This window comes from Micromonospora yasonensis (assembly GCF_026013475.1).
GTDB classification, from domain to species: Bacteria; Actinomycetota; Actinomycetes; order Mycobacteriales; family Micromonosporaceae; genus Micromonospora; species Micromonospora yasonensis.
This window is the reverse complement of the sequence record NZ_JAPDPH010000070.1, coordinates 1-22,967: the sequence shown is the minus strand read 5'-3', so window position 1 is coordinate 22,967 and position 22,967 is coordinate 1. Positions and strand designations below refer to the sequence as shown.

Annotated in this window: 26 protein-coding genes; 12 read left to right on the top strand and 14 right to left on the bottom strand. The window is 74.8% G+C overall.

Annotation, left to right across the window (positions count from 1 at the left end):
- Positions 1-2 precede the first annotated feature (2 nt).
- Both ONA70_RS16585 and ONA70_RS16580 read right to left on the bottom strand, forming a co-directional pair.
- Entirely contained in the window at positions 3-749 is a 747-nt protein-coding gene (locus ONA70_RS16585) for an ABC transporter ATP-binding protein (protein ID WP_265007341.1), read from the bottom strand.
- 2 nt (positions 750-751) lie between these two features.
- Entirely contained in the window at positions 752-3,559 is a 2,808-nt protein-coding gene (locus ONA70_RS16580) for an FtsX-like permease family protein (RefSeq protein WP_265007340.1), read from the bottom strand.
- Positions 3,560-3,657: 98 nt separating this feature from the next.
- On the opposite strand from ONA70_RS16580, the gene ONA70_RS16575 reads away from it, so the two are divergent.
- Positions 3,658-4,263 (top strand): PadR family transcriptional regulator, encoded by a 606-nt coding sequence (locus ONA70_RS16575; protein ID WP_265007339.1) that lies wholly within the window; start codon positions 3,658-3,660, stop codon positions 4,261-4,263.
- Positions 4,264-4,336: 73 nt separating this feature from the next.
- Here ONA70_RS16575 and ONA70_RS16570 read toward each other — a convergent pair whose 3' ends face one another.
- From ONA70_RS16570 to ONA70_RS16550, 5 genes are all read right to left on the bottom strand, one after another.
- The gene (locus ONA70_RS16570; protein WP_265007338.1) at positions 4,337-5,446 is read right to left on the bottom strand and encodes a threonine aldolase family protein; all 1,110 of its coding nucleotides are present in this window, start codon (positions 5,444-5,446) and stop codon (positions 4,337-4,339) included.
- Entirely contained in the window at positions 5,443-6,630 is a 1,188-nt protein-coding gene (locus tag ONA70_RS16565; protein ID WP_265007337.1) for a pyridoxal phosphate-dependent aminotransferase, read from the bottom strand. Before ONA70_RS16565 ends, ONA70_RS16570 begins: the two co-directional genes overlap by 4 nt.
- A gap of 42 nt (positions 6,631-6,672) precedes the next feature.
- Entirely contained in the window at positions 6,673-7,323 is a 651-nt protein-coding gene (locus ONA70_RS16560; RefSeq protein ID WP_265007336.1) for an MmpS family protein, read from the bottom strand.
- Entirely contained in the window at positions 7,320-7,937 is a 618-nt protein-coding gene (locus ONA70_RS16555) for an MmpS family protein (RefSeq protein ID WP_265007335.1), read from the bottom strand. Before ONA70_RS16555 ends, ONA70_RS16560 begins: the two co-directional genes overlap by 4 nt.
- Positions 7,938-8,040: 103 nt before the next feature.
- Positions 8,041-8,271 (bottom strand): hypothetical protein, encoded by a 231-nt coding sequence (locus tag ONA70_RS16550; RefSeq protein ID WP_265007334.1) that lies wholly within the window; start codon positions 8,269-8,271, stop codon positions 8,041-8,043.
- 317 nt (positions 8,272-8,588) lie between these two features.
- Between ONA70_RS16550 and glmS the strand changes: the two genes are divergently transcribed.
- Positions 8,589-10,502, top strand: coding sequence for a glutamine--fructose-6-phosphate transaminase (isomerizing) (gene glmS, locus ONA70_RS16545; RefSeq protein WP_265007333.1), 1,914 nt, complete (start codon positions 8,589-8,591; stop codon positions 10,500-10,502).
- A 122-nt stretch (positions 10,503-10,624) separates the two neighbouring features.
- Here the strand turns inward: glmS and ONA70_RS16540 are convergent, their stop codons facing one another.
- Together ONA70_RS16540 and ONA70_RS16535 are read right to left on the bottom strand one after the other, a co-directional pair.
- Entirely contained in the window at positions 10,625-12,202 is a 1,578-nt protein-coding gene (locus tag ONA70_RS16540; RefSeq protein WP_265007332.1) for an alpha/beta hydrolase family protein, read from the bottom strand.
- On the bottom strand, positions 12,199-12,495 hold the full coding sequence (locus ONA70_RS16535) for a type VII secretion target (RefSeq protein WP_265007331.1): 297 nt from the start codon (positions 12,493-12,495) through the stop codon (positions 12,199-12,201). The genes ONA70_RS16540 and ONA70_RS16535 overlap by 4 nt, the downstream gene beginning before the upstream one ends.
- A gap of 229 nt (positions 12,496-12,724) precedes the next feature.
- Between ONA70_RS16535 and ONA70_RS16530 the strand changes: the two genes are divergently transcribed.
- From ONA70_RS16530 to ung, 6 genes are all read left to right on the top strand, one after another.
- On the top strand, positions 12,725-13,093 hold the full coding sequence (locus tag ONA70_RS16530) for a holo-ACP synthase (RefSeq protein ID WP_265007330.1): 369 nt from the start codon (positions 12,725-12,727) through the stop codon (positions 13,091-13,093).
- Positions 13,094-13,144: 51 nt separating this feature from the next.
- Positions 13,145-14,614 carry an NAD(P)H-hydrate dehydratase gene (locus tag ONA70_RS16525; RefSeq protein ID WP_265007329.1) on the top strand — a complete coding sequence of 490 codons (1,470 nt, stop codon included), beginning with the start codon at positions 13,145-13,147 and terminating at the stop codon, positions 14,612-14,614.
- Positions 14,615-14,699: 85 nt separating this feature from the next.
- Positions 14,700-15,818 carry an alanine racemase gene (gene alr / locus ONA70_RS16520; protein ID WP_265007328.1) on the top strand — a complete coding sequence of 373 codons (1,119 nt, stop codon included), beginning with the start codon at positions 14,700-14,702 and terminating at the stop codon, positions 15,816-15,818.
- A 43-nt stretch (positions 15,819-15,861) separates the two neighbouring features.
- Positions 15,862-16,953: an alpha/beta fold hydrolase gene (locus tag ONA70_RS16515; protein ID WP_265007327.1), complete on the top strand. Its 1,092-nt coding sequence runs from the start codon at positions 15,862-15,864 to the stop codon at positions 16,951-16,953.
- Positions 16,950-17,432 (top strand): tRNA (adenosine(37)-N6)-threonylcarbamoyltransferase complex ATPase subunit type 1 TsaE, encoded by a 483-nt coding sequence (tsaE, locus tag ONA70_RS16510; protein ID WP_265007326.1) that lies wholly within the window; start codon positions 16,950-16,952, stop codon positions 17,430-17,432. Before ONA70_RS16515 ends, tsaE begins: the two co-directional genes overlap by 4 nt.
- A gap of 60 nt (positions 17,433-17,492) precedes the next feature.
- Positions 17,493-18,194 (top strand): uracil-DNA glycosylase, encoded by a 702-nt coding sequence (gene ung / locus ONA70_RS16505; RefSeq protein ID WP_265007325.1) that lies wholly within the window; start codon positions 17,493-17,495, stop codon positions 18,192-18,194.
- Here the strand turns inward: ung and ONA70_RS16500 are convergent.
- The gene (locus ONA70_RS16500; RefSeq protein WP_265007324.1) at positions 18,183-18,317 is read right to left on the bottom strand and encodes a hypothetical protein; all 135 of its coding nucleotides are present in this window, start codon (positions 18,315-18,317) and stop codon (positions 18,183-18,185) included. The two genes, ung and ONA70_RS16500, sit on opposite strands and share 12 nt — an antisense overlap.
- Positions 18,318-18,557: 240 nt before the next feature.
- Between ONA70_RS16500 and tsaB the strand changes: the two genes are divergently transcribed.
- From tsaB to ONA70_RS16480, 4 genes are read left to right on the top strand one after another with little or no spacing between them, the layout of a single operon-like run.
- Positions 18,558-19,235 (top strand): tRNA (adenosine(37)-N6)-threonylcarbamoyltransferase complex dimerization subunit type 1 TsaB, encoded by a 678-nt coding sequence (gene tsaB, locus ONA70_RS16495; RefSeq protein WP_265007323.1) that lies wholly within the window; start codon positions 18,558-18,560, stop codon positions 19,233-19,235.
- Complete coding sequence (gene rimI / locus ONA70_RS16490) at positions 19,232-19,684, top strand: ribosomal protein S18-alanine N-acetyltransferase (protein ID WP_265007322.1); 453 nt, start codon at positions 19,232-19,234, stop codon at positions 19,682-19,684. The genes tsaB and rimI overlap by 4 nt, the downstream gene beginning before the upstream one ends.
- 5 nt (positions 19,685-19,689) lie before the next feature.
- Positions 19,690-20,736 carry a tRNA (adenosine(37)-N6)-threonylcarbamoyltransferase complex transferase subunit TsaD gene (tsaD, locus tag ONA70_RS16485; RefSeq protein ID WP_265007321.1) on the top strand — a complete coding sequence of 349 codons (1,047 nt, stop codon included), beginning with the start codon at positions 19,690-19,692 and terminating at the stop codon, positions 20,734-20,736.
- Positions 20,737-20,751: 15 nt separating this feature from the next.
- Positions 20,752-21,006, top strand: coding sequence for a hypothetical protein (locus ONA70_RS16480; RefSeq protein WP_265007320.1), 255 nt, complete (start codon positions 20,752-20,754; stop codon positions 21,004-21,006).
- Positions 21,007-21,016: 10 nt separating this feature from the next.
- Here ONA70_RS16480 and ONA70_RS16475 read toward each other — a convergent pair whose 3' ends face one another.
- The 4 genes from ONA70_RS16475 to ONA70_RS16460 all read right to left on the bottom strand — a co-directional run.
- Positions 21,017-21,313 (bottom strand): hypothetical protein, encoded by a 297-nt coding sequence (locus tag ONA70_RS16475; RefSeq protein ID WP_265007319.1) that lies wholly within the window; start codon positions 21,311-21,313, stop codon positions 21,017-21,019.
- A gap of 11 nt (positions 21,314-21,324) precedes the next feature.
- Complete coding sequence (locus tag ONA70_RS16470; RefSeq protein ID WP_265007318.1) at positions 21,325-22,374, bottom strand: toxin glutamine deamidase domain-containing protein; 1,050 nt, start codon at positions 22,372-22,374, stop codon at positions 21,325-21,327.
- A gap of 3 nt (positions 22,375-22,377) precedes the next feature.
- A complete protein-coding gene (locus ONA70_RS16465; protein ID WP_265007317.1) occupies positions 22,378-22,704 on the bottom strand; it encodes a hypothetical protein in 327 nt (108 codons plus the stop codon).
- On the bottom strand, positions 22,701-22,967 hold a 267-nt coding region (locus tag ONA70_RS16460; RefSeq protein WP_265007316.1), incomplete at its 5' end, for a hypothetical protein. The genes ONA70_RS16465 and ONA70_RS16460, both read right to left, overlap by 4 nt.

Sequence of the window (22,967 nt, the reverse complement as noted above, 5' to 3'; positions counted from 1 at the left end):
ACCTACAACCGCAGCCGGCTGACCCGGTCGTACGTGTCGGCCGGGTCCTCGCCGCTGGTGAGGTCCAGGTCCTCCACGACCCGGCCATCGCCGAGGCGGATCAGGCGGTCGCAGCGGGCGGCGATGGCCTGTTCGTGGGTGGCCAGAAGGATCGTCATGCCGTGCCGGTCGCGCAGGTCGAGCAGCAGGTCGAGGATCTGCGCGCCGGTGGTCGAGTCCAGGTTGCCGGTCGGCTCGTCGGCCAGCAGCAGCCGGGGCGCGCCCATCAGCGCCCGGGCGATCGCCACCCGCTGCTGCTGGCCGCCGGACAGTTGGGCGGGCAGCGCGCGTTCCCGGCCGGCGAGGCCCACGGCGTCCAGCAACTCGCGGGCGCGGGCCGCATGGTCGGCGCGGCCCCGGCGGGGCAGCACCGGCGCGATCACGTTGTCCAGCACGGTCAGCGCCGGCAGCAGGTGGTAGCGCTGGAAGACGAAGCCGACCCGCTGGCGGTACCGGGCCAGCGCCGCCCGCCGCAGTGCGGTGACCTCCACGTCGTCCACCGTCACCGTGCCCCGGTCGGCCTGCTCGATCGCGCCGATCAGGTACAACAGGGTGGACTTGCCGGAGCCGCTCGGCCCGGTCAGCGCCACCACCGACCCCGCCGCGACCTCCAGCGACACGTCGTCGACGGCGGTGAGCCGCTCGGTGCCGGTGCGGAACTGCCGGACCAGTCCGGCGGCCCGCACCGTGCTGCCCGTCGTCGCGTCCATGGTCACTCCTCTGCCAGTAGTCGTGCGGTGGGGAGTCGGCGCAGCAGCGCGGCCGGAACGAGCGCCGCGAGGCAGGTGACCAGCAGCCCGGCCAGCGCCACGGTGGCGGCCACCATCACCAGCGCCGACGGCAGCTCGCCGACCAGCCAGGCCGCCCCGCCGAGCCCGAGGCCGGCGCCGGTGAGCGCGCCGAGCATGCCGAGCAGGAAGCCCTCGTAGCCGACCAGGCGGCCCAGCGCGGCGTCGGTCCAGCCGGTCGCGCGCAGCGTGGCCAACTCGGCGGCGCGGTCCCGGACGTTCAGGTAGAGCACGTCGGCGACCGCGGCGGCCCCGAGCAGCACCGTGGCCACCGCCGCGAGGGCGTCCGCGCCGCGCACGCTGAGCGACACGGTGTCGCCGAGCAGGCTGCCCACGATCGCGCCCCGGAAGGCGTACGCGGCGGCGGCGACCAGGGTCAGCGCGGCCACCCCGATGGCCAGCGCGCCCGCGCCGAGCAGGGTGCGGCCGGGGGTGCGGACCAGGTTCACCAGGGCCAGGCCGGGCAGGGTGCGCGGTCGGCGTACCCAGCGGGCTTCGGCCACCGGCGGGCGCAGCGCGGCGGCCGGGTGGGCGCGCGCGGCCCGCAGCGCCGGTGCCAGGCCCGCGACCAGCGCGAGCAGCAGAGCCACCGGTACGGCGAGCAGCGCTCGCCGCCAGTCGACGCCGATGTCCAGGGCCGCGCCGAGCGGGAATGCCAGGCCGACGGCGAGCAGCCCGGCGGCCAGGCCCAGCGCGGCGACCTCGCCGAGGATCAGCGCCCCGATCCGGCGGGCCGGCCAGCCGAGGCAGGCGAGCACCGCCAGCTCGGAACGACGGTCCCGGACCGCGGCGGAGACGGCGTTGCCGAGGAAGAGCACGCAGACCACCAGCACCAGCACGAAGAGCGCGGCGCTCTTGTGGTCGACGGCCTTGGTGATGGTGGAGGCGACCCCCAGCGCGGACCAGTTCTCGTCCAGCCGCAGCGTGGGGCGGCCGAACGCGCCGGCCGGCAGTTCCACGTTTTGCGGCGCGGGCGAGGAGCCGAGGGTGATGTCGACGTCGAGGCCGGTGGCCTGGGCGATCCGCTCGGCGATCAGCCGGACCCGCTCGGCGGAGCGCTCGCTGTAGCCGTGCACGTCGGCGACCCGGACCCGGATGGCGCTGATCGGGGCCTTGAGCTGCGGGCTGCTGCCGCCTTCGAGCAGTTTGGGCACGCTGGCCAGGGTGGTCAGCAGCAGCGGTGGAGCGGAGAGGTAGCCCGCCGGGTTCCCGCTCGGCTCCAGCGGCCGGTCGCCCAGCGCGGTCCGGCTGCGGTCGTCGGCGCCCTCGGCCTTCGGCGGCTCGTACGTCTCCAGTGGCACCTTGCCCAGGTCGCTGAACCCGGTCAGCTTCTCCGGGTCGAAGAGTCCCACCGAGCGCCACTGCCGGGCGTCGGAGGTGCTCGTGGACGTGCCGAGCGCGGTCAGCGGGCGGAACGGGGTGTCCTCGCTCAGCCACGGTTTGGGTAGGTAGCCGGCGGTCCTGCTGTCCCCGTACACGGCGGGGTCGGGCACCGTTGTGCGGGGGCGGAGGGCCCCGTCCGGAACCTGGTCGTACGTGGTCTGGCCGGGCTGGATCACCCGTTGCACCTGCCCCCAGCAGCACTCCTCCGATTTGGTGAGCTGGGACCGGTACGCGGTCACCGTGTCCAGTTCCGCGCTACCGGCCGGTACGGCGGGAGAACCCCGCAGCGTCTCGGCCAGTTCGTCGGCGAGGAGGTCGGTGATGCTGCGTGAGACGGCGATCCGGGTGTAGCTGGCACGGACGGCGCCGTCCAGGTACGGCCGGCTACTGGCCAGCACGGGCAGCGTGTGGGTGGAGAAGCCGCTATTCCGGTGGACGCTGACGGTGTCCTCCGGGGACAAGGTGCGCCCCTGGACCACGGCGTCGGAGAGGCCGACCAACCGTTGTTCCGCCACCGGCTCGACGGCGGCGAGCAGGAACGGCACGGTGAGGCTCAGCTGCAGCACGAGACGGGGGGTCGAGCGGGCGGCCGGCGAACCGGGGGCAGCCGGCTGTCGACTCTGGAAGCTGCCGTCCGGCAGCAGCCGGATGCCCTCGACGGACCACTCGTCCCGCTCGCTCAGCAGGCCCAGTCCGGGGCTGAGGGTCCAGAGCGGATCGCAGATCGGCGCGCTCCGGCCGCCGGGCAGCACCTCGCGCGGCACCGGGCCGCAGAGCTCCGAGTCGTACTTCCGGCCGTCGTCGTAGGGCACGGCGTCGCTGCGGAACCCGTCGCCGATGACCGGCCAGAGCATCGGGTGCTTGGTGACGTAGACGTAGATCGGGTGAGCGGGGGCGTGCGTGAGGCCTCGCTCGGCGAGGAACTCGCGGTCGATCCGGATTACCTGGCGGTCCAGCGAGCGGTTCACCGCGCTGGTCAGGTCGAGCGGCATGGTGATCCGGGTGGTCGAGTAGCCGAGCATCGCGATCGGGGCGGCCACGTCCACCCCCTCGATGGCCCTGACCTGCTCGTACTGGGCGGTGGTGATGCCGCCGTAGAGGCCGGAGAGGTAGTTGGGGCGGACCAGTCGCCGCGCGGCCTCCAGTGGCGTGCGCGTCCCCTTCGGACGGACCAGGATGTCGTACGCGGCGCGGGTGTTCCGCTCGACGGTGCCGGTGACGGCCAGCCGGGAGGTGGTGGTGGCGCCGGTCAGGACGACGAAGCCGGTGGTCGCCACCAGTACGCCGACCAGCAGCGCCACCGACCGCCCGGCACGGCCGCGAAGTTGCCCCCAGATGAATTGGAACATGTCGCGCCTCCCCGTGTGCTGACCACACTGTGCGCGATACATTGTGACAATGCAAGGTCCCTCTCGGGTGCCTGTCCGAAACCGGATCGGAGGAGACGGTGGCGATCCAGCACGCGGTCCTGGCCCTGCTCGCCCGCGGGCCCAGCTACGGCTACGAGCTCAAGGGCGCCTTCGAGGCGGCGGTCGGCCCACAGTGGGGCCCGCTCAACATCGGGCACCTCTACCAGATCCTCGACCGGCTGTCCCGGGACGGACTGGTGGTCGCCGAGCGACAGACCCAGCCGGTCAAGCCCGACCGGGTCGTCTACGAGATCACTCCGGCCGGCCGGACCGAGCTGGACCGCTGGCTCGCGGAACCCAGCCCGCGCAGCGGCGGCTTCCGGGACGACTTCTTCCTGAAGGTCACCGCCGCGGCCCGGTCGGGCGAGGCGGCCACCGTCCGGACCGTGCTCGGCAACCAGCGCGCCCATCTGATGCGGGAACTGCGGAACCTCGACGGCCTGCGCCGCCGGGCGGACGATCCCGTGGTCCGGCTGCTGCTCTCGGCCGCCAGCCGGCACGTCGAGGCCGACCTCGCCTTCGTCGACGACGCCGAGTCGGCGCTGCTCGGCGACGGGGGCGGGGTGCTCGCCGGTCTCGCTGCCGGCCGGTCGGCGGAAGCCGAGCCGGGAGCGGAAGCCGGGCCGGCCCGGGCCGCCGGCTGATCGGACCGCCGGCCGCCCCGGGCCGGCTACCGCCGCCGGCGTTGGGCCGTTGTCCGTCGGGCGGCGGGTCAGGTCAGGCGGAGGCCACCCGGCGCAGGAAGCGATCGGCGAGGTCGACGACCTGGTCCGCGTCCAGCTCCCGCGCCGGGCCGGCCACCGTCACCTCGGCCAGCGCCAGTCCGGGCACCTCGGTGTCCTGCCAACCGCCGACGAACCACGCCTTTTCCTCCTCGGCCAGGGCGAGGTTGGCATCGTTCAGGGCGTCGGCCGGGTACGGCAGCCAGAGCCGGAACTGGTGGGTGTGCGGCGGGGCCGGGTGGACCCGCGCGCCGGGCAGGGTGGCCAGGGCGGCGGCCACCACCTTCGCGTGCGCCACGTAGCCGGGCAGCCGGGGCAGCTCGTGGGTCAGGCCGGCGAGCGCGGCGAGGGCGGCCGGCCACTGCTGGTAGAGGTTGCCGCCGTGCCGGTGCCGCCAGGCGCGGGCGTAGCGGATCAGCTCCGCGTCGCCGGCCAGCGCCGCACCCGAGTGGCCCTTGAGGGACTTGTAGAACGAGACGTACGTGCTGTCAGCCAGGGCGGCGATCTCGGCCGGCGAGTGCCCCAGGTGGACGGCCGACTCCCAGAGCCGGGCCCCGTCCAGGTGCACCCGGGCGCCCCGCTCCCGGGCCGCCGCCACCACCGCGGCCAGCTCGTCCCAGGTGGGCAGCACGAACCCGGCGTCGCGCAGCGGCAGCTCCAGCATCAGCGTGCCGATCGGCTCGTCGAGCGCGGCCACCTCCTCGGCCGTCGGGTTGCGCGGTTCGTCGGTGGTCCGGACGGCCCGGAGGCCGCCGAGCACGGCGTACGCGTCCCGCTCGTGCAGCAGCGGGTGGCTGAGCGGGTGCAGGCCGACCGCCTCCCGGCCGGTTACCTCGGCGCCGTACCGCATGGCGATCTGCTGGGCCATGGTGCCGGTGGGGAAGAAGGCGACCGCCTCGCTGCCGAGCAGCGCGGCGACCCGGGCCTCCAGCTCCTCGACCGGCCCGCCCTCGCCGTAGAAGTCGGGTACCAGGTCGTCGGTGACGGCCTCCCCGATCACCGCGAGCTGCTCCCGCACCGACGCCGGCCGGACTCCGGAGAGCACGGTGTCGCAGCCGCGCTGGGCGGCGAACCGGCGCACCCGCATCGCGCCCTCGTCGGTCATCCGTCCTCCTTCAGCCGGCGCAGCCGGGCCACCGCCTCGGTGAGCACCTCGGGCCGCTTGCAGAAGGCGAACCGTATCAGCCGCCGCCCCGCGTCGGTGTCGTCGTAGAAGACCTGGGTCGGCACGGCCACCACGCCGCAGCGCTCCGGCAGCGACCGGCAGAACTCCACTCCGTCCCGGCCGCCGAGCGGGGTGACGTCGGCGGTGACGAAGTACGTGCCCTCCGGTGCGAGCACCCCGAACCCGGCGTCGGTGAGCCCGGCGACGAGCTGGTCCCGTCGGCGCCGCATGCCGGCGGCGAACTCGGCGAAGTACGCGTCCGGCAGCCCGAGCGCCACCGCGACGGCCGGTTGCAGCGGGCCGGCGTTGACGAAGGTGAGGAACTGCTTCACCCGGAGCACCGCGGAGACCAGCGGGGCCGGCCCGCTCACCCAGCCGACCTTCCAGCCGGTGCAGGAGAACGTCTTGCCGGCCGAGGAGATGCGTAGGGTCCGCTCCCGCATCCCGGGCAGGGTCGCCAGCGGCACGTGCGGCGCCGCGGCGTCGCTGAAGACCAGGTGCTCGTACACCTCGTCGGTGACCGCGTACGCGTCGTGCTCCCGGCACAGCTCGGCGACCTGGGCGAGCTCGGCCGGGGTGAAGACCTTGCCGGTGGGATTGTGCGGCGAGTTGAGCAGTACCAGCCGGGTCCGTGGCCCGAACGCGGCGCGCAGCTCCGCCGGGTCGAAGGCGTACCGGCCGTCGGCCGCGGGACGCAGGGTCACCGGGCGGCGGACCGCGCCCGCCAGGGCGATTGAGGCCGCGTACGAGTCGTAGTACGGCTCGAAGCAGACCACCTCGTCGCCCGGCTCGCAGAGGGCCAGGATGCTGGCGGCGATCGCCTCGGTGGCGCCGGCCGTCACCACGATCTCGCCGTCCGGGTCGTACTCCAGCCCCCAGAACCGGCGCTGGTGGGCCGCGACGGCCGCGCGCAGCGCCGGGATGCCGGGGCCCGGCGGGTACTGGTTGTGGCCGGAGCGCAGCGCCTCGGTGGCCGCCGCGAGCATCTCCGGCGGACCGTCGGTGTCGGGGAAGCCCTGCCCGAGGTTGACCGCGCCGGTCCGCACGGCGAGCGCGGACATCTCGGCGAAGATGGTGGTGCCGAACGCCCGCATCCGGGCCACCAGCGGATCGGTCGTGGTCACGCCGGCCAGCCTACGGGCCGCTTCTGCCGCCGCAAGCCCCGGTCAGCCGCCGCAGCCGCACCGCCAGCCGCCCGGACCGACCGACTCGGTGATCGGCTGGCCACCGTCGATTGCCAGCGCGCAGTTGATGGTCCGTCCGCCCTTGTCGTCGGCCTTGCCCGCCTGCACCCACGCCAGCGTCGGGCGGTCCGTGCGGATCGTGCGCCGCCAGGGCAACGACACTCGGTCGAGCTGGATTAGTTCGCCGTCGGCGTCACGGTACTGGATGTCGGCCGGCCCCTGGCCGGTGACGGCGTAGGCGACCGTGTGCCGGCCGGGGCCGTTGGACGGGGTCGACGCGGGACTCCGGCTCGGGCTCGGCGGCGGCGCCGACGGCGGGGTGGCGGTGGGATCGGGGTCGGCGGCGGGCGCTTCCGCGGGCGGCTGCCGAGCGGCCCGGTCGTCGCCGTACGGGCGATCGGGCCGGGTGAGCGGGAGCAGCACCATCCCGAGGCACCCGAAGGCTGCCAGCGCAACGGCCGCGACGCCGGCGAGGAGGACCGTGCTGAGCCGGGCGTGCTGCCACCTGCCCTCGGCGACGGCGTCCGCCGCGAGCAGGGCCGGAACGTCCTCCGCCAGCGGGGGAGGGTCCGGCGGGACCTGCCGAGGTGGGTCCGGAGGCGCCCAGGGCGGGGTTCGGTCAGTCGGGTTCACGTGTAACAGTCCGCTCGGTACTCGCTCGCGTTCTGGGTGACGACCTTCCCGTCGACCTGGATCTGGCAGCTGAGCCGGCTGGTTTCCATGAAGTCGGAGTGGCTGGCCAGCACCATCACCCGCTCCGTCCCGTCGGTGGTGAGCTTCAGCCGCCAGGGCAGCTTCACCCGCTCGGTCTGCACGAAGTCGCCGTTGGCGTCGTAGTACTCCAGATCGGCCACGCCGGAACCGGTCACCTCGTAGACGACGGTGAGCCGGCCCGCGCCGCCGGACGGGGTCAGCGCCGGGCTCCGGGTGGGTACTGCGGTGACCAGCCCGTCGTCCGCGTCGCCGCTCTCCTCCGGCTCGCCCGGCTCCGCCGGCTCGTCCGGCCAGGACTCCGCCGACCCGTCGTACGAGTCGCCCGCCGGGTCGTCGACGAAGCTGCCGAGCACGCCCAGGCCGACGCAGCCGCAGAAGATCAGCAGCAGGACGGTGGCCACGCTGATCACGACCGCGGCGACCCGGCCACCGCCCGTCCGGCTCGGCGGCGCGCCGGGGTACGCGTAGGGAGGCGGGTAGCCGGGTGGCGGCCAGCTCGACGGGGCGTACCCCGGCCAGGGGTGGCTCGGCAACGGGCCGGCGGTGACCGGCGGGCCGGGCGCTGCTCCGACGGGCGGAACGCCGGCCGGGCCTGCCGGCGGCACGGCGGGGCCCGGTCCCGGCCGGTCCGCCGGATCAGGTCCGGCGGGTGGAGGCGTGCCCGGCCGGCTCGTGGGGAAGTAGGGGCTGGTCGGCAGGGGATGCCCAGCGGGGAAGGGAGAGGTGGCGGGGTGCCCCGGCACGGACGTCGTCCCGCTGCCGCTCGCGGTGTCGGACGGCGACCACGGCGCCGGCGGGGCCCAGGGCTGCGGGGCGGCCAGCGGGTCCGGGGGCGTCCAGGGCGCGGGCGGCTTCGGGGGCGCCCATGGGGCGGGCTCCGGGACGGCGGGTGGCGCGGTCGGATCGCTCGGGCCGCCGGCCGGCGGCTCGGGGGGCGGGGTCGCCTCGGACATCGGCTCAACTCGCAGGGGACGCGCGGCGGGGACGGGTGGGACGCCCGCGATCGGGAGATACGCCCCGACCAGGGCCCTCAATGTACGGGTCGGGGCCACCCGGCGTGGTCCCGCCCGGCTGGGCGGTTTGTCGGCGGGACACACCGCGCCGACCCGACCGCTCAAATTCAGTGATCGTTTACCCGTCTTTCGAGCACGCATGATGAGCGAAACTGGGTTAGGCTGCGGACCATGTGTGGAATCGTGGGTTACGCCGGGGGGCGCCCGGCGCTGGGCATCGTGCTCGACGGACTGCGGCGGCTGGAGTACCGGGGCTACGACTCGGCCGGCGTGGCGGTCGTCTGCGAGGACGAGCTGCTGACCGAGAAGAAGGCCGGCAAGCTGGCCAACCTGGAGAAGGTCCTCGCCGAACGGGCCGCCAGCGACCCCGACTCCTGCGCCGCCAGCCCGATCGGCATCGGTGACGGCACCACCGGCATCGGCCACACCCGCTGGGCCACCCACGGTGGTCCGACCGACCGCAACGCCCACCCGCACCTGTCGCCCGACGGCCGGGTCGCCGTGATCCACAACGGCATCATCGAGAACTTCGCCAAGCTCCGTGCCGAGCTGGAGGCCGACGGCGTCGAGTTCGTCAGCGACACCGACACCGAGTGCGCCGCCCACCTGATCGCGCGGGCCCTCGCGGACCTGCGCTCGGCCGGCGAGGTGGACAACCCGCAGCTGCTCGCCTCCGCCATGCGGCTGGTCTGCCAGCGGCTCGAGGGCGCCTTCACGCTGCTCGCCGTCGACGCCGGCATTCCCGGCGCGGTGGTCGGCGCCCGGCGCAACTCGCCGCTGGTCGTCGGCCGTGGCGACGGGGAGAACTACCTGGCCAGCGACGTGGCCGCGTTCATCGAGCACACCCGGGACGCGGTGGAGCTGGGCCAGGACCAGATCGTGCTGATCACCCCGGACAGCATCGAGATCACCGACTTCGCCGGCCAGCCCGCCGCCGGCAAGGACTTCCACATCGACTGGGACTCGTCGGCCGCCGAGAAGGGTGGCTACGACTGGTTCATGCTCAAGGAGATCGAGGAGCAGCCGCAGGCCATCGCCGACACGCTGCTCGGGCGGCTCACCGAGACCGGCGAGATCGCCCTCGACGAGGTCCGCCTCAGCGAGCAGGACCTGCGCGACGTCGACAAGATCTTCATCGTCGCCTGCGGCACCGCCTACCACGCCGGGCTGGTCGCCAAGTACGCCATCGAGCACTGGACCCGGATCCCCTGCGAGGTGGAGCTGGCCAGCGAGTTCCGCTACCGCGACCCGGTCCTGGACCGGTCCACGCTGATCGTGGTGATCTCGCAGTCCGGCGAGACTATGGACACCCTGATGGCCCTGCGCCACGCCAAGGAGCAGAAGGCCCGCGTGCTGGCCATCTGCAACACCAACGGCTCCACCATCCCGCGCGAGTCCGACGCCGTCCTCTACACCCACGGCGGCCCCGAGATCGCGGTCGCCTCCACCAAGGCGTTCCTCACCCAGCTCGTCGCCTGCTACCTGGTCGGCCTGCACCTGGCCCAGGTGCGCGGGATCAAGTTCGCCGACGAGGTGGGCGCGGTCGTCGCCCAGCTCCAGCAGATGCCGGACAAGCTGCGTGGGCTGCTCGACCGGATCGAGCCGGTCCGGGAGCTGGCCCGCGACCTGAAGTCCGAGCCGACGGTGCTGTTCATCGGCCGGCACGTGGGCTACCCGGTGGCGCTGGAGGGCGCGCTCAAGCTCAAGGAGTTGGCGTACATGCACGCCGAGGGCTTCGCCGCCGGCGAGCTGAAGCACGGCCCGATCGCGCTGATCGACAAGGGCACCCCGGTGATCTGCATCGTGCCGTCGCCGATCGGCCGGGGCATGCTGCACGACAAGGTCGTCTCCAACATCCAGGAGGTACGCGCCCGGGGTGCCCGCACCATCGTGATCGCCGAGGAGGGCGACGAGGCGGTCGTCCGCTACGCCGACCACCTGATCCATGTGCCGCGGACGCCGACGCTGCTGGCTCCGCTGGTGACCACGGTGCCGCTCCAGGTGCTGGCCGCCGAGATCGCCGCGGCGCGCGGTCACGATGTCGACCAGCCGCGCAACCTGGCGAAGTCGGTCACCGTCGAGTAGTCGCCCCGGCCGAGGCCCCGCCGCCCCCGGGTGGCGGGGCCTCGCCGTGTCCGGGCCGGGTGCGCCCGTCGCCGCCCGGGGCGAACCGGGCCGGCGGGCCGGGCTGAGCGCCGGGGCGGAGATCATCGGCCCAGCACGATCCGGGCCATGCCGTCCAGCGCCGGGTTGTCGGGGTCCCAGTAGCCGGCGTGGCCGTACCGGCCGCTGGGGAAGCGCCGGCCGCCGAAGCCCGGATCGGCCGGGTCGTGGCCGAACCAGAGCTCGTGGTCGTCCAGCACCGCCGCCGCCGGGCCGAAGGGCGTCCCGGCCAGCACCGCCCGGCGGGCCAGGTCCTCGGGTGGCCGGGCCAGCCGGATCACGTCGTCCGGCGCGGTGGCGGCCCAGACCTGCCCGGGCGCCGTTCCCAGCTCGCCGGCGTGGTCGACCCCCACGCCTGGGGACCCCACGAACACCAGCGCGTCCGCGCTCAGCCCGTGGTCGCGGGCGGCGGTGCCGACCACCAGAGACCCGTAGCTGTGGCCGAGCACGGTCTGCCGGGCCGGCGCACCCTCGTGCGAGGCGCGCAGCCCCTCCTGGAACCGGTGCAGCGCCGGCCCGGCCGCCTCGGCCGGCCCGGGCCGGGCCGCCTCGGGCAGCGCGTCCGGGGCGTCGTAGTCCAGCCAGAGCACCGCCGCCGCCTCGTCGGCCGGGGCCAGCGCCGTGCACCGGTCCAGCACCCGGGCGGCCCGGCCCAGCTCGCCGGGAGCGTCGGCGAGGTCCGCGGTCATGCCCGGCACGTACGTCAGCACCGCGCCGGCCCGGTCGGGGTTGCCCAGCGCCACCACGGCCCGCCCGTCCCCGGCCGGGTCGAGCCCGAGCAGGTACGCCCGGGGTCCCTCCGCCCCGGCCAGCCGCTCGCCGAGCGCGTCGAGGCCGCGCAGGGCGGCCTCGGCCCGGGCCGCCCGGGCCAGCCGGGCCACCTCGAGCGGCCCGGCCGGCAGCGGACGCAGCAGCCGGCGGTGGCGTTCGGCCAGCTCCGCCCGCCACCCGGCCAGCAGCAGCCGGTTGGCCTGGTCCCGGGCCGCCACCGGCACCCCGTCGAGGCGGCCCACCCGGGCCGGCTCGTGGCGGACCAGCCAGCGGCGCTCGGCCGGGGTGAGCCCGGCCCACCAGCGGCTCACCTCCGCCGGGCCGGCCCCGGGCCCCGGCCGCCAGGCGGGCGGGACGCTCACCCAGCCGGAGCCGGCCGCCCGGGCCAGCTCGGCCAGCCGGCCGGTCGCCTCCCGGTCCGCCGCGCCGGCCAGCGCGAGCGCGCCGCGTACCTCGGCGGCCACCTGGGCCACGGCGGGTCCGGCCCGCTCGCCGGGGCGCGGGCGGACCACGCCCGTCCGGTCCACCAGCAACCCGCCCGCCTCCGCGGCGGCCACGGCGGCGGCGAGGCGGGCCTTCGCCACCCGCAACCGGGCGGCGAACTCGGCGAGCGTCTGGTCGACCTCCAGCACCGCGGGCAGCACGTCGGTGACCGCCTCCCGCAGCATCCCGAGCCGCCCCTGCGCGCCCGTCGCCGCCCCGCCGGACCAGCCGGGACGCAACGCGGCCGCCCGGGCGGCGAGGGCGTCGGCCCGCTGCCGGACCGGACCGGTGAGCCCGCGCCAGGCCGCCCCGGCATCGGCCCAGCCGCCCGGATCGGCCCGCCAGAGCTGCGCGTAGCCGACGGTCACCGGGGAATCCCGGCGAGACGCCCGGCGGCTCGCTCGTCCACCGACTGGTAGCCGTCGGCGGCGGTGCGCACCGCCTCGGCGGTCGCCGCCACCCGCCCGGCCAGCGAGCCGCACCAGCGCTGCACCGCCGCCTCCAGCTCGGCCAGCGCCGCGCCGGCCCGCCAGCCGTCCGCCGGCACCACCAGTCCCGGCGCGGCGGACAGCCCGTGCGCCAGCCGGTACGCGTCGTCTCCCAGCTCGCGGGCGACCCCGAGCAACAGCTCCGGCTCGACGGTGAACGGCTCCTCGGCCATCGTGTGCCTCCCCGCTGGACAGGCCGCCGGCAAGGGGCGACGGCGGCGGACGGACCCACCCGCCCCCGGAACGGGGAAGCGGGCACCAGGGACGCTAGGCGGCAGGGCGGCGCTGACACCGACCCTGTGGACAACCGGCGGGGCCGGTACGCCGGGGTTGTCCACAGGCGTTGTCCACCGCCTGGCCGGTGACTAATGTGCGGCCGCCACCGCCGGTAGGGTGAGGTTCGTGATCGTGGCAGTCGGCATCGACGTCGTGCTGGTGGACCGGTTCGCCCGGGTCCTGGCACGTACGCCGCTGCTCGCCGACCGCCTGTTCACCGAGGCCGAGCGGTACACCCGCGCCGGCAATCCACGCGCCCCCGAGTCGATGGCCGCCCGTTTCGCGGCCAAGGAGGCGGTGGCCAAGGCGCTCGGTGCCCCGGCCGGGCTGAGCTGGCACGACTGCGAGATCGTGCCCGATCCGGACGGGCGGCCCTGGCTGGCGGTCTCCGGCACGGTGGCCGCCGCGGCGGCCGAGCGTGGGATCAACCGCTGGCATCTGTCGTTGTCGCACGACGGTGGGATCGCGTCGGCGATGGTGGTCGCGGAACGGTGAGCCGACCCGGCGGGCCCGGCCCGCCCGGGCAGAACGGACGGGACGGGTGGCATGAGACCGGTGTGGCGGGTCGCGGACGTACGCGCGGCGGAGGCGGGCCTGATGGCCACGCTGCCGCCCGGGACGCTGATGCAGCGGGCCGCCGCCGGCCTGGCCCGCCGCTGCGCCCTGCTCCTCAGCGACCGGGGTGGCGTCTACGGCGCCCGGGTGCTGCTGCTGGTCGGCTCCGGCGACAACGGCGGCGACACCCTGTACGCGGGCGCGCACCTGGCCCGCCGGGGCGCCACGGTCTCCGCCCTGCTGCTCACCCCGGGCCGGGCGCACGCCGAGGGACTGGCCGCGCTGCGAGCCGCCGGCGGGCGTCTGGTCGACCGGCCTCCGGCCCTGGTGGACCTGGTCCTGGACGGGATCGTCGGGATCGGCGGCAAGGGCGGCCTGCGGGAGACCGCCGACCAGCTCGCGGCGAGCCTGGCGGAGCGCAGCGGGCGGGACGGGACCCGGGCCACCGTGGTCGCGGTGGACGTGCCGAGCGGCGTCGCGGTGGACACCGGGCACGTGCCGGTGACCGCCGCCGGCCGGCTGTGCGCGGTTCGCGCGGACGTCACGGTCACCTTCGGCGCGCTGAAGCCGGCCCTGGTGGTGGGCCCGGCCGCCACCCTCGCCGGGCACGTGGAGCTGGTCGACATCGGGCTGGGACCGTGGCTGCGCGGCAGCCCCGCACTGCGGGTCACCGAGTGGTCGGACGTCGTCGGGTGGTGGCCGAGGCTGGGCCCGTCCTCGGAGAAGTACCGCCGGGGCGTGGTCGGGTTGGCCACCGGCTCGGCCGTCTACCCGGGTGCGGCCGTGCTCTCCGTCGGCGGTGCGCTCGCCGGCCCCACCGGGATGGTCCGGTACGCGGGCGGGGCCCGGGAGGAGGTGCTGCACCAGCACCCGTCGGTGATCGCCACCGGACGGGTCGCCGACGCCGGCCGGGTGCAGGCCTGGGTCTGCGGCTCCGGGCTGGGCACCGGCGACGAGTCGACCGCTGAGCTGCGCGCGGTGCTCGCCGCGCCGGTGCCGGTGGTGCTCGACGCCGACGCACTCACCCTGCTGGTCGACGGCAAGATGGCGGACCGGCTGCGCGATCGGGATGCCCCGACCGTGGTGACCCCGCACGACCGGGAGTACGCCCGGCTCTGCGGCGAGACCCCGGGGACGGACCGGGTGGGGGCCGCGCTGCGGCTGGCCGCGTGGATGAACGCGGTGGTGCTGCTCAAGGGTGACCGCACGATCATCGGCACCCCGGACGGCCGCGCGTACGTCAACCCGACCGGCACCCCGGTGCTGGCCACCGGGGGCACCGGCGACGTGCTGGCCGGGCTGCTCGGCTCGCTGCTCGCCGCCGGGCTGGCTCCCGAGCGGGCGGCCGCCGCGGCCGCGTACCTGCACGGGCTGGCCGGCCGGGAGGCGGCGCGCGGCGGCCCGGTGACCGCGCCCGACGTGGCGGCCGCGCTTCGGCCGGTGCTGGCCCGGCTGGCCTGACCACGACCGCGGCCGGGCCCGGCACGGCCCAGCCGACCGCGCGACTCACGGCCACGGTGATCACGTGCGGAAGTAGGCTGGGGGCATGTGGCAGTCGGAGGTGCGCGTCGACCTGGACGCGATCCGGGAGAACGTGACCCAGCTCAAGTCGGGCACCAGCGCCGGGTTGATGGCGGTGGTGAAGGCCGACGGGTACGGCCACGGCATGGTCCCGGCCGCCCGGGCCGCGCTCGACGCCGGCGCCGACTGGCTCGGCGTCTGCACTCTCGCCGAGGCGCTCCTGCTGCGCCAGGAGGGGATCACCGCCCCGGTGCTGGCCTGGCTGCTCGACCCGGGCCTGCCGCTGCACGACGGGGTCGCCGTCGGCGTCGACCTGGGCTGCGCCAGCCTCACCCAGCTCGACGAGATGATCGAGGCGGGCCGCCGGGCGGACCGGCCGGCCCGGCTGCACCTGAAGATCGACACCGGCCTGTCGCGCGGCGGGGCCACCGTCGCCGACTGGCCCGCACTGCTGGAGGCCGCCGCGAAGGCCGAGGCCGACGGCCTGGTCGAGGTGGTCGGGGTGTGGAGCCACTTCGTGTACGCGGACTCGCCCGGCCACCCCACCACGGACCGCCAGCTCGCCGTCTTCCACGAGGGGCTGGAGATGGTGGCGAAGGCCGGGCTGCGTCCCCGCTTCCGGCACCTGGCCAACTCGGCCGCCACGCTGACCCGTCCGGACAGCCACTTCGACCTGGTCCGCCCCGGCCTGGCGATCTACGGCCTGTCGCCGATCGCCGGCGAGCGGTTCGGCCTGCGCCCGGCGATGACCGCCCGGGCCCGGGTGATGCTCACCAAGCGGGTCCCGGCCGGCACCGGCGTCTCCTACGGCCACACCTACCTTACCGAGCGGGAGGCCAACCTGGCCGTGGTCCCGCTCGGCTACGGCGACGGGGTGCCCCGGCACGCCTCGAACACCGGCCCGGTTCAGCTCGGCGGCAAGCGCCGGACGATCTCCGGCCGGGTCTGCATGGACCAGTTCGTGCTCGACTGCGGCGACGACGAGGTGGCCGCCGGGGAGGTGGCGACGCTCTTCGGCAGCGGCGCGGACGGCGAGCCCACCGCCGACGACTGGGCCGAGGCGGTCGGCACCATCAACTACGAGATCGTCACCCGCTTCGGCGGGGTCCGGGTGCCCCGCGTCTACGACGGTGAGCGGCCGTGAGCCGAGGCTTCCGGGTGCCCCGCGTCTACGACGGTGAGCGGCCGTGAGCCGAGGCTTCCGGGTGCCCCGGCCGCGGACCGCCGCCGGCAAGGTGGCCGGGGTGGTCGGCGCCGCCGTCGGCGTCGCCGCCGCCGGGCTCGCCGCCGGCATGGTGAGCGAACGGGTCCTGGTCCGTCGGCTCAAGAGCGACCCCACCGATCCGTACGCCCACGAGGCCTTCGGCCGGCAGCGGTACGACGAGGCGCGCATGCTGGAGATGCCCGACGGCACCGACATCCACGTGGAGGTGGTCGAGCCGACCCGGCCGGTCGCCGGCCACCCGACCGTGGTGCTGGTGCACGGCTTCTGCCTGGACATGGGGACGTTCCACTTCCAGCGCAAGCTGCTCGCCGCCCGTGGCGACTACCGGATCGTCGCGTACGACCAGCCCGGGCACGGCCGCTCGGGGAAGCTGGAGACCGGCGACTACGACCTGGCCAGGCTGGGCCGGACGCTGCGCCGGGTGCTCGACGAGGTGGCCCCGGAGGGGCCGCTGGTGCTGGTCGGGCACTCGATGGGCGGCATGACGATCATGGCGCTGGCCGAGCTCTACCCGGAGCTGTTCGGCGATCGGGTGATCGGCACGGTGCTGATGGCCACCTCGGGCGGCCTGCTCGCCGAGACCAGGCTGGTGGCCCCCGCGCTGCTCGGCCGGGTCGGCACGCCGGTGCTCTACATGATGAGCAACGCCGCCCGGTACGGCGGCAGCGTGATCGACAAAGCCCGCAAGTCGACCGCCAACGTCGCCTGGCTACTCACCCGCAAGTACGGCTTCGGCACCGCGAAGCCCAGCCCGGCCCTGGTGTCGTACGTCGAGATGATGAACTCCCGGACCTCGGCCGACACGGTCACCCGCTACCTGCGTACCCTCGCCACCCACTCGCGGTTCCCGGCGCTGGCCGCGCTGGCCGGCACGCCGGTGCTGGTGATCGTCGGGGACAAGGACATGATCACGCCGGTGACCCACTCCGAGGAGATCGTCCGGCGGCTGCCGCACGCCGAGTACGTCAAGATCCCGGACAGCGGGCACGTGGTGATGCTGGAGCACGCCGACGAGGTCAACGCGGCGCTGGAGAGGTTCCTGGAGGCGCTGTGACCGTCGTGGTCGAGCTGAAGACGGTCGACGACACGCACGAGTTCGGCCGCCGGCTGGCCGGGGTGCTGCGCGCCGGGGACCTGCTGCTGCTCAGCGGGCCGCTGGGCGCCGGCAAGACCGCCCTCACCCAGGGCATCGGCGCCGGCCTGGGCGTACGCGGCGACATCACCTCGCCGACCTTCGTGATCGCCCGGGTGCACCGACCCGACCCGGCCCGGGGCGGCCGGGTGACCCTGGTGCACGCCGACGCGTACCGGCTGGGAGAGTCGAGCGACCCGCGCGCCGAGATCGACGACCTCGACCTGGACGCCTCGGTGGACGAGGCGGTCACCGTGGTCGAGTGGGGCGAGGGCATGGTCGAGCAACTGGTCGACGCCCATCTGCGGGTCCGCATCGACCGGCACGAGGACGACACCCGGGTGGTCAGCCTGGAGCCCGTCGGCGGCGACTGGGCGGCGCGGCTGGCCACCCTAGACTGAGGCTGTCGTACCTTTTGCCTACAGTGCCGGGGACCGATCTCCACCGGCGGAAGGTTGCCGATGCCCGACGACGCCCCCACCCTCGACCTGCTGGCGCTGCTCCCCGACGCGTGGCGGACGGTGCTCACCCGGCACCTCGACCCGGCCCGGACGGCCGCGCTCGCCGAGTTCGTCGCCGGGGAGTACGCGACCCAGACAGTCTTCCCGCCGGTCGAGGACCTGTTCTCCGCCTACCGGTTGTGCGGGCCGGGGCAGACCCGGGTGCTGATCCTCGGGCAGGACCCGTACCACAAGGCGGGGCAGGCGCACGGGCTCAGCTTCAGCGTCCGCGAGGGGGTGTCCGTGCCGCCGTCGCTGCGCAACGTCTTCAAGGAGTTGGGCGAGGACCTGGGCGTGCCGAAGCCGCGCGGCGGCAACCTGAACGGCTGGGCGGCGCAGGGCGTGCTGCTGCTCAACGCGGTGCTGACCGTTCGGCAGGCCACCCCCGGCTCGCACGCGAACAAGGGCTGGGAGGAGTTCACCGACGCCACCATCCGGGCCCTGGACGCGCTCGACCAGCGGGTCGTCTTCCTGCTCTGGGGCGGGTACGCCCGCAAGAAGGCGGCTCTGGTCACCAACCCGCAGCACGTGGTGCTGGAGGCGGGCCACCCCAGCCCGATGAACCCGCGCGGCTTCCTGGGCAGCCGGCCGTTCAGCGCGGCGAACAAGGCCCTCGCCGACGCTGGCCTGCCCACCATCGACTGGGAACGCTCAGCCGGCTGACCCGGCGCGCGCCTCAGCCCCGGCCCGGTCGGCCCGCTGGTCGGCCGGGCCGAGGGCGAGCCGCTGCCGGTGGCGGCGCAGCAGCTCGGCGGCGCGCGGATCGGCCAGTTCGACCCGGACCATCGGCTCGACCGGCTAGCTGCGTAAGCACGTACGGCAGCTCGCCCAGCGCGTCGAGCATCTGGTCCAACCCCGATGAGTGGTGTGCCTCCCGGCCGACGTCACTGTGAGTAGCGGGCGCGGCTGGGCAGGAGCCCCCGGGAAGTCCGCCGCCGGGTGCCCGGATCCCGGGGCCGCAGGTCGTCGTCGCGGGAGGACAGGTCGTGACCGGTGGTGACCGGAGGGCGGCTAGGCTGGCATACCGTGCTCGTACTCGTGGTGGACTCCTCGACGCCCGCGGTGACCGCGGCCCTGGTCGAGGTCTCGGCGGACGGTGTCGTGGCCCGCGCGCAGCGGTGCACGGTCGACGCCCGGGCGCACGGGGAACTGCTCGCCCCGCAGGTCGACGCGGTGCTGGCCGACGCCGACGCCCGCCCGGCCGACCTCGGCGCGATCGTCGCCGGGCTCGGTCCGGGCCCGTTCACCGGGCTGCGGGTCGGGCTGGCCACCGCCGCCACCATGGGCCAGGTGCTCGGCATCCCCACGTACGGTGTCTGCTCGCTCGACGGGATCGGCCACCCGGCGGCCGCCGGCGAGCCGGTGCTGGCCGCGAGCGACGCGCGGCGCCGGGAGGTCTACTGGGCGGTCTACGACGGTGCGGGGCAGCGGATCGCCGGCCCGAACGTGGACGCCCCCGCGGTCGCCGCGGCGCGCGCCCGGGAGCTGGTCGTCACCGTCGCGGTCGGTGACGGCGCCCATCGGTACGCGGACGTGCTCGGCCTGCCGGTGCGCGAGGAACCGCGCTACCCGGACGCCACGGCGCTGGCCGTGCTGGCCGCCGAGCGGATCCGCGCGGGTGCCCCGGGTGAGGCGCTCACCCCGCTCTACCTGCGCCGCCCGGACGCCGTCGCGGCCACCGGTCACAAGCCGGTCCTGCCGTGAGCGAGGTGCGTCTCCACCGCTTCCGGTGGTGGCACATCGACCAGGTGCTGCCGATCGAGGCGGACCTGTTCGGTGCCGAGCAGTGGTCCCCGGCGATGTTCTGGAACGAGCTGGCCAACCGGCACTTCTACCTGGTCGCCAGCGACGACGACGGGACCGTGCTCGGCTACGCCGGGCTGGCCGTCGCCCCGCCGGACGAGGCCTGGGTGCAGAACATCGCGGTCCGCCGGGACGCCCAGCGCCGGGGGGTCGGCCGGCTGCTGCTGGCGGCGCTGCTCGCCGAGGCGGCCCGGCGCGGCATCCGCAGCACGCTGCTGGAGGTCGCGGCGGACAACGCCCCGGCGCAGCGGCTCTACGCCATGTACGGCTTCGAGCCGATCGGCGTGCGGCGCGGCTACTACCAACCGAGCAACACCGACGCGCTGGTCATGCAGCGCAACGAGGACTGACGAGCATGGCTGACGAACCACTGATCCTCGGCATCGAGACGTCCTGCGACGAGACCGGGGTCGGCATCGTACGCGGGCACACCCTGCTCGCTGACGCGCTGGCCTCCAGCGTCGAGGAGCACGCCCGGTTCGGCGGCGTGGTGCCCGAGGTGGCCAGCCGTGCCCACCTGGAGGCCATCGTGCCGACCATGGACCGGGCGCTGGCGGAGGCCGGGGTGACGATCGCGGACATCGACGCGATCGCGGTCACCTCCGGGCCGGGCCTGGCGGGCGCGCTGCTGGTCGGCGTCGCCGCCGCCAAGGGGTACGCGGTCGCCGCCGAGAAGCCGGTGTACGGCGTCAACCACCTGGCCGCGCACGTCGCGGTGGACACCCTGGAGCACGGCCCGCTGCCCGAGCCGGCGATCGCCCTGCTGGTCTCCGGCGGGCACTCCTCGCTGCTGCGGGTCGACGACCTGGCCCGGGAGGTCACCCCGCTCGGCTCGACCATCGACGACGCGGCGGGGGAGGCGTTCGACAAGGTGGCCCGGCTGCTCGGGCTGCCCTTCCCCGGCGGCCCGTACATCGACCGGGAGGCGCGGGCCGGTGACCCGGCCGCCATCGCCTTCCCGCGCGGGTTGACCGCCGCCAAGGACCTGGTCGGCCACCGCTACGACTTCTCCTTCTCCGGCCTGAAAACGGCGGTGGCCCGCTGGGTCGAGGCGCGGCAGCGGGCCGGCGAGCCGGTCCCCGTCGCCGACGTCGCCGCGTCGTTCCAGGAGGCGGTCTGCGACGTGCTGGTCGGCAAGGCGCTGGACGCCTGCCGCAGCAGCGGCATCGACACGCTGGTGATCGGCGGCGGGGTGGCGGCCAACTCGCGGCTACGGGCGATGGCCGAGCACCGCGCGGCCAAGCACAGTATCCGGGTCCGTACGCCCCGGCCGAGGCTCTGCACCGACAACGGGGCGATGGTGGCGGCGCTCGGCTCGCACCTGGTCGCCGCCGGTGTCGCGCCGAGCCGCCTCGACCTGCCCGCCGACTCCGCGATGCCGCTGACCGTGGTCAGCGTCTGATCAAGAGGGACCGACGTGATCGTCCGCATGTGGGAGGCGAAGGCCGAGTCGTACGGCTTCGCCGACCTGATCACCTGGGTGTGCGAGACCGCGCTGCCCGAGTTCGAGCACGACCCGATGCACCTGTCCAGCGAGGTGTTCTCCTCCACCGACCACCGGCTGGTGGTGATCTCGAAGTGGCGGAGCAACCCCCGGGCCCTGCCGGACCCGCCGCGGACGCTGGTCGCGCGCCCGCCGCACTCGTGGGACTTCACCCAGGTCGACCGCTGAAGCCCCCGGCTCAGACCCGCAGCGTCGGCGCCGGGTTGGGGTGGTTGCGGATCGAGGGATCGGTGCCGATCTGGAACGACGGCAGGTACTCCAGCCGCCCGTCCGTCTTGTACACCACCGGCACGGAGCCGGCCAGGGCGTACGACATGTCGCCGCCCACCAGGAACTCCCGCGCGCCGACCTCGAAGACGTAGAACTGGTCGTTCTCCACGATCCTGCGGTCGTCCAGGCAGTACGTGCCGACCGGCCAGTCCGGTTCGGTGGCCCGTCGGACGATGTCGCGGGCCTGCTCGTAGGTGACAGCCATGAGGGGGGATCCTAACCGGGCGGCCGGACGAACTCGGTGAGTCCGCCGGGCATCGGGATGTCGTCCAGCCGGACGAACGAGGTGCTGTGTCCCTTGGTGAAGTAGTCGGCCACGTCGCGCCCGGCGTTCTGGCCGTCGATGAAGCGCACCCTGCCGCCGACGTTCTCCACGTTGAACACGTGGCCACCGCCGTTGTTCCAGCGGATCGCGACCACGCCGCGGGAGCCGGGACCGAAGTTCTGGAACGCCTGCTCGATGTCGCCGTGGCCGCCGTTGGTGAACTTCCGTCCCCAGGTCTGCTCGATGTCGCCGAGCGACCGCCCGCCGTACGGGTGGAACTGCTTCGGCAGCGCCGTCGCCTCGACGTCGATGCCTCTTCGCCGCAGCTCGTACGTCTGCACGCAGTGCGTGCAGTTCGCCGAGTAGTCCGGGTGCGGCGGGTTGAACTTCGGGTTGACCTTCTTGAGGTCGGCCGCGATCTGCTTCTCCACCTTGCGGGCGGCCCGCTTGGCACCCACCTTGCGGACCAGCTTCAGCAGTCGCTTCGCCTGCTCCAGGATGTGCTTGAGCACGGTCCGGACCTGCTGCACGATCAGCCGGATCAGGCGTTGGCAGATCATCCGGGTGACCGCCACGAAGCCGGGCACGGCGCTGGTGGAGGCGCCGACCGTGACGATCGCGGCGGCGACCGCCATGCTCACCTGGATCAACAGGATGATCAGCTGGACGATGAACGCGATCTTCATGGCCAGGGTCATCGCCGCGAAGATCATCAGCACCGCGCCGATGAGCTGCGCCGCGATCGCGTCCTCCAGCAGCCGCAACTGCGGCCCGTCGGCCCGCGTCCACCACTGCTGGAAGGCGTCGGCGGTGTCTCCGTGGTTCTGCTGCCAGACCGCCGCCGCAGCCCCGTCGGCCTGCATCGCCGCGCCCTGCAGCGCCATCCCGAAGGAGAGCCAGTGCTGGCCGGCGGCGAAGAGCAGTTCCTCGTCCGCCTCCGGCCACTCCAGACCGATCCAGCTCAGCGGTTCGGTCAGCTCGGCGGGAAGTTCCAGACCCAAGGCTCAGGCCCCCAGCCGTCCGTGCAGCTTGGTGAAGAGCTGGTCCGACTCCAGATCGGTCTCGACCACCTGCTGCGCCCAGTCCGCCAGCCCCTCCGCGGCGCTGATCAGCAACTGCACGTGCGAGCCGTACGTCTCCAGGGCGTGCGACAGCACCTCGGTGTACGCGGCGCCGAAGACCGAGCCGGGCTCGTCCGCGCCCCACGGGTTCTCGCTGGTGACCGTGGCCTCCAGCGCGCCGAGGCCGGTCTCCAGCTCGACCGCGACCCCGGCGATGGCCTGCGCCGCGCCGGCCAGCACCTCCGGCTCGGTGTGCATCGGCTGGGTCATCGCGCCGCCCCGCCCATCCGGTCCAGCCGGTCGGCGATCTGCTGCGCGGCGGCGGCCATGTCGTCCAGCCGGCGCTGCGCGCCGAAGCCGAGGTCGTTCAGGAGCGGTCCCAGCCCCTCGGGGAGGGTCGGTGGCTGGCCGGCCAACTGCTCCTGGAGCTGGCCCTGCACCTGCGCCCGGGCGTCGCGGAACGCCTGCCGGATCGCCGCCGACAGGTCGACCGCCGGCAGCCGCATGGCCCGCGGATCGAGGTCGAGGGCGAG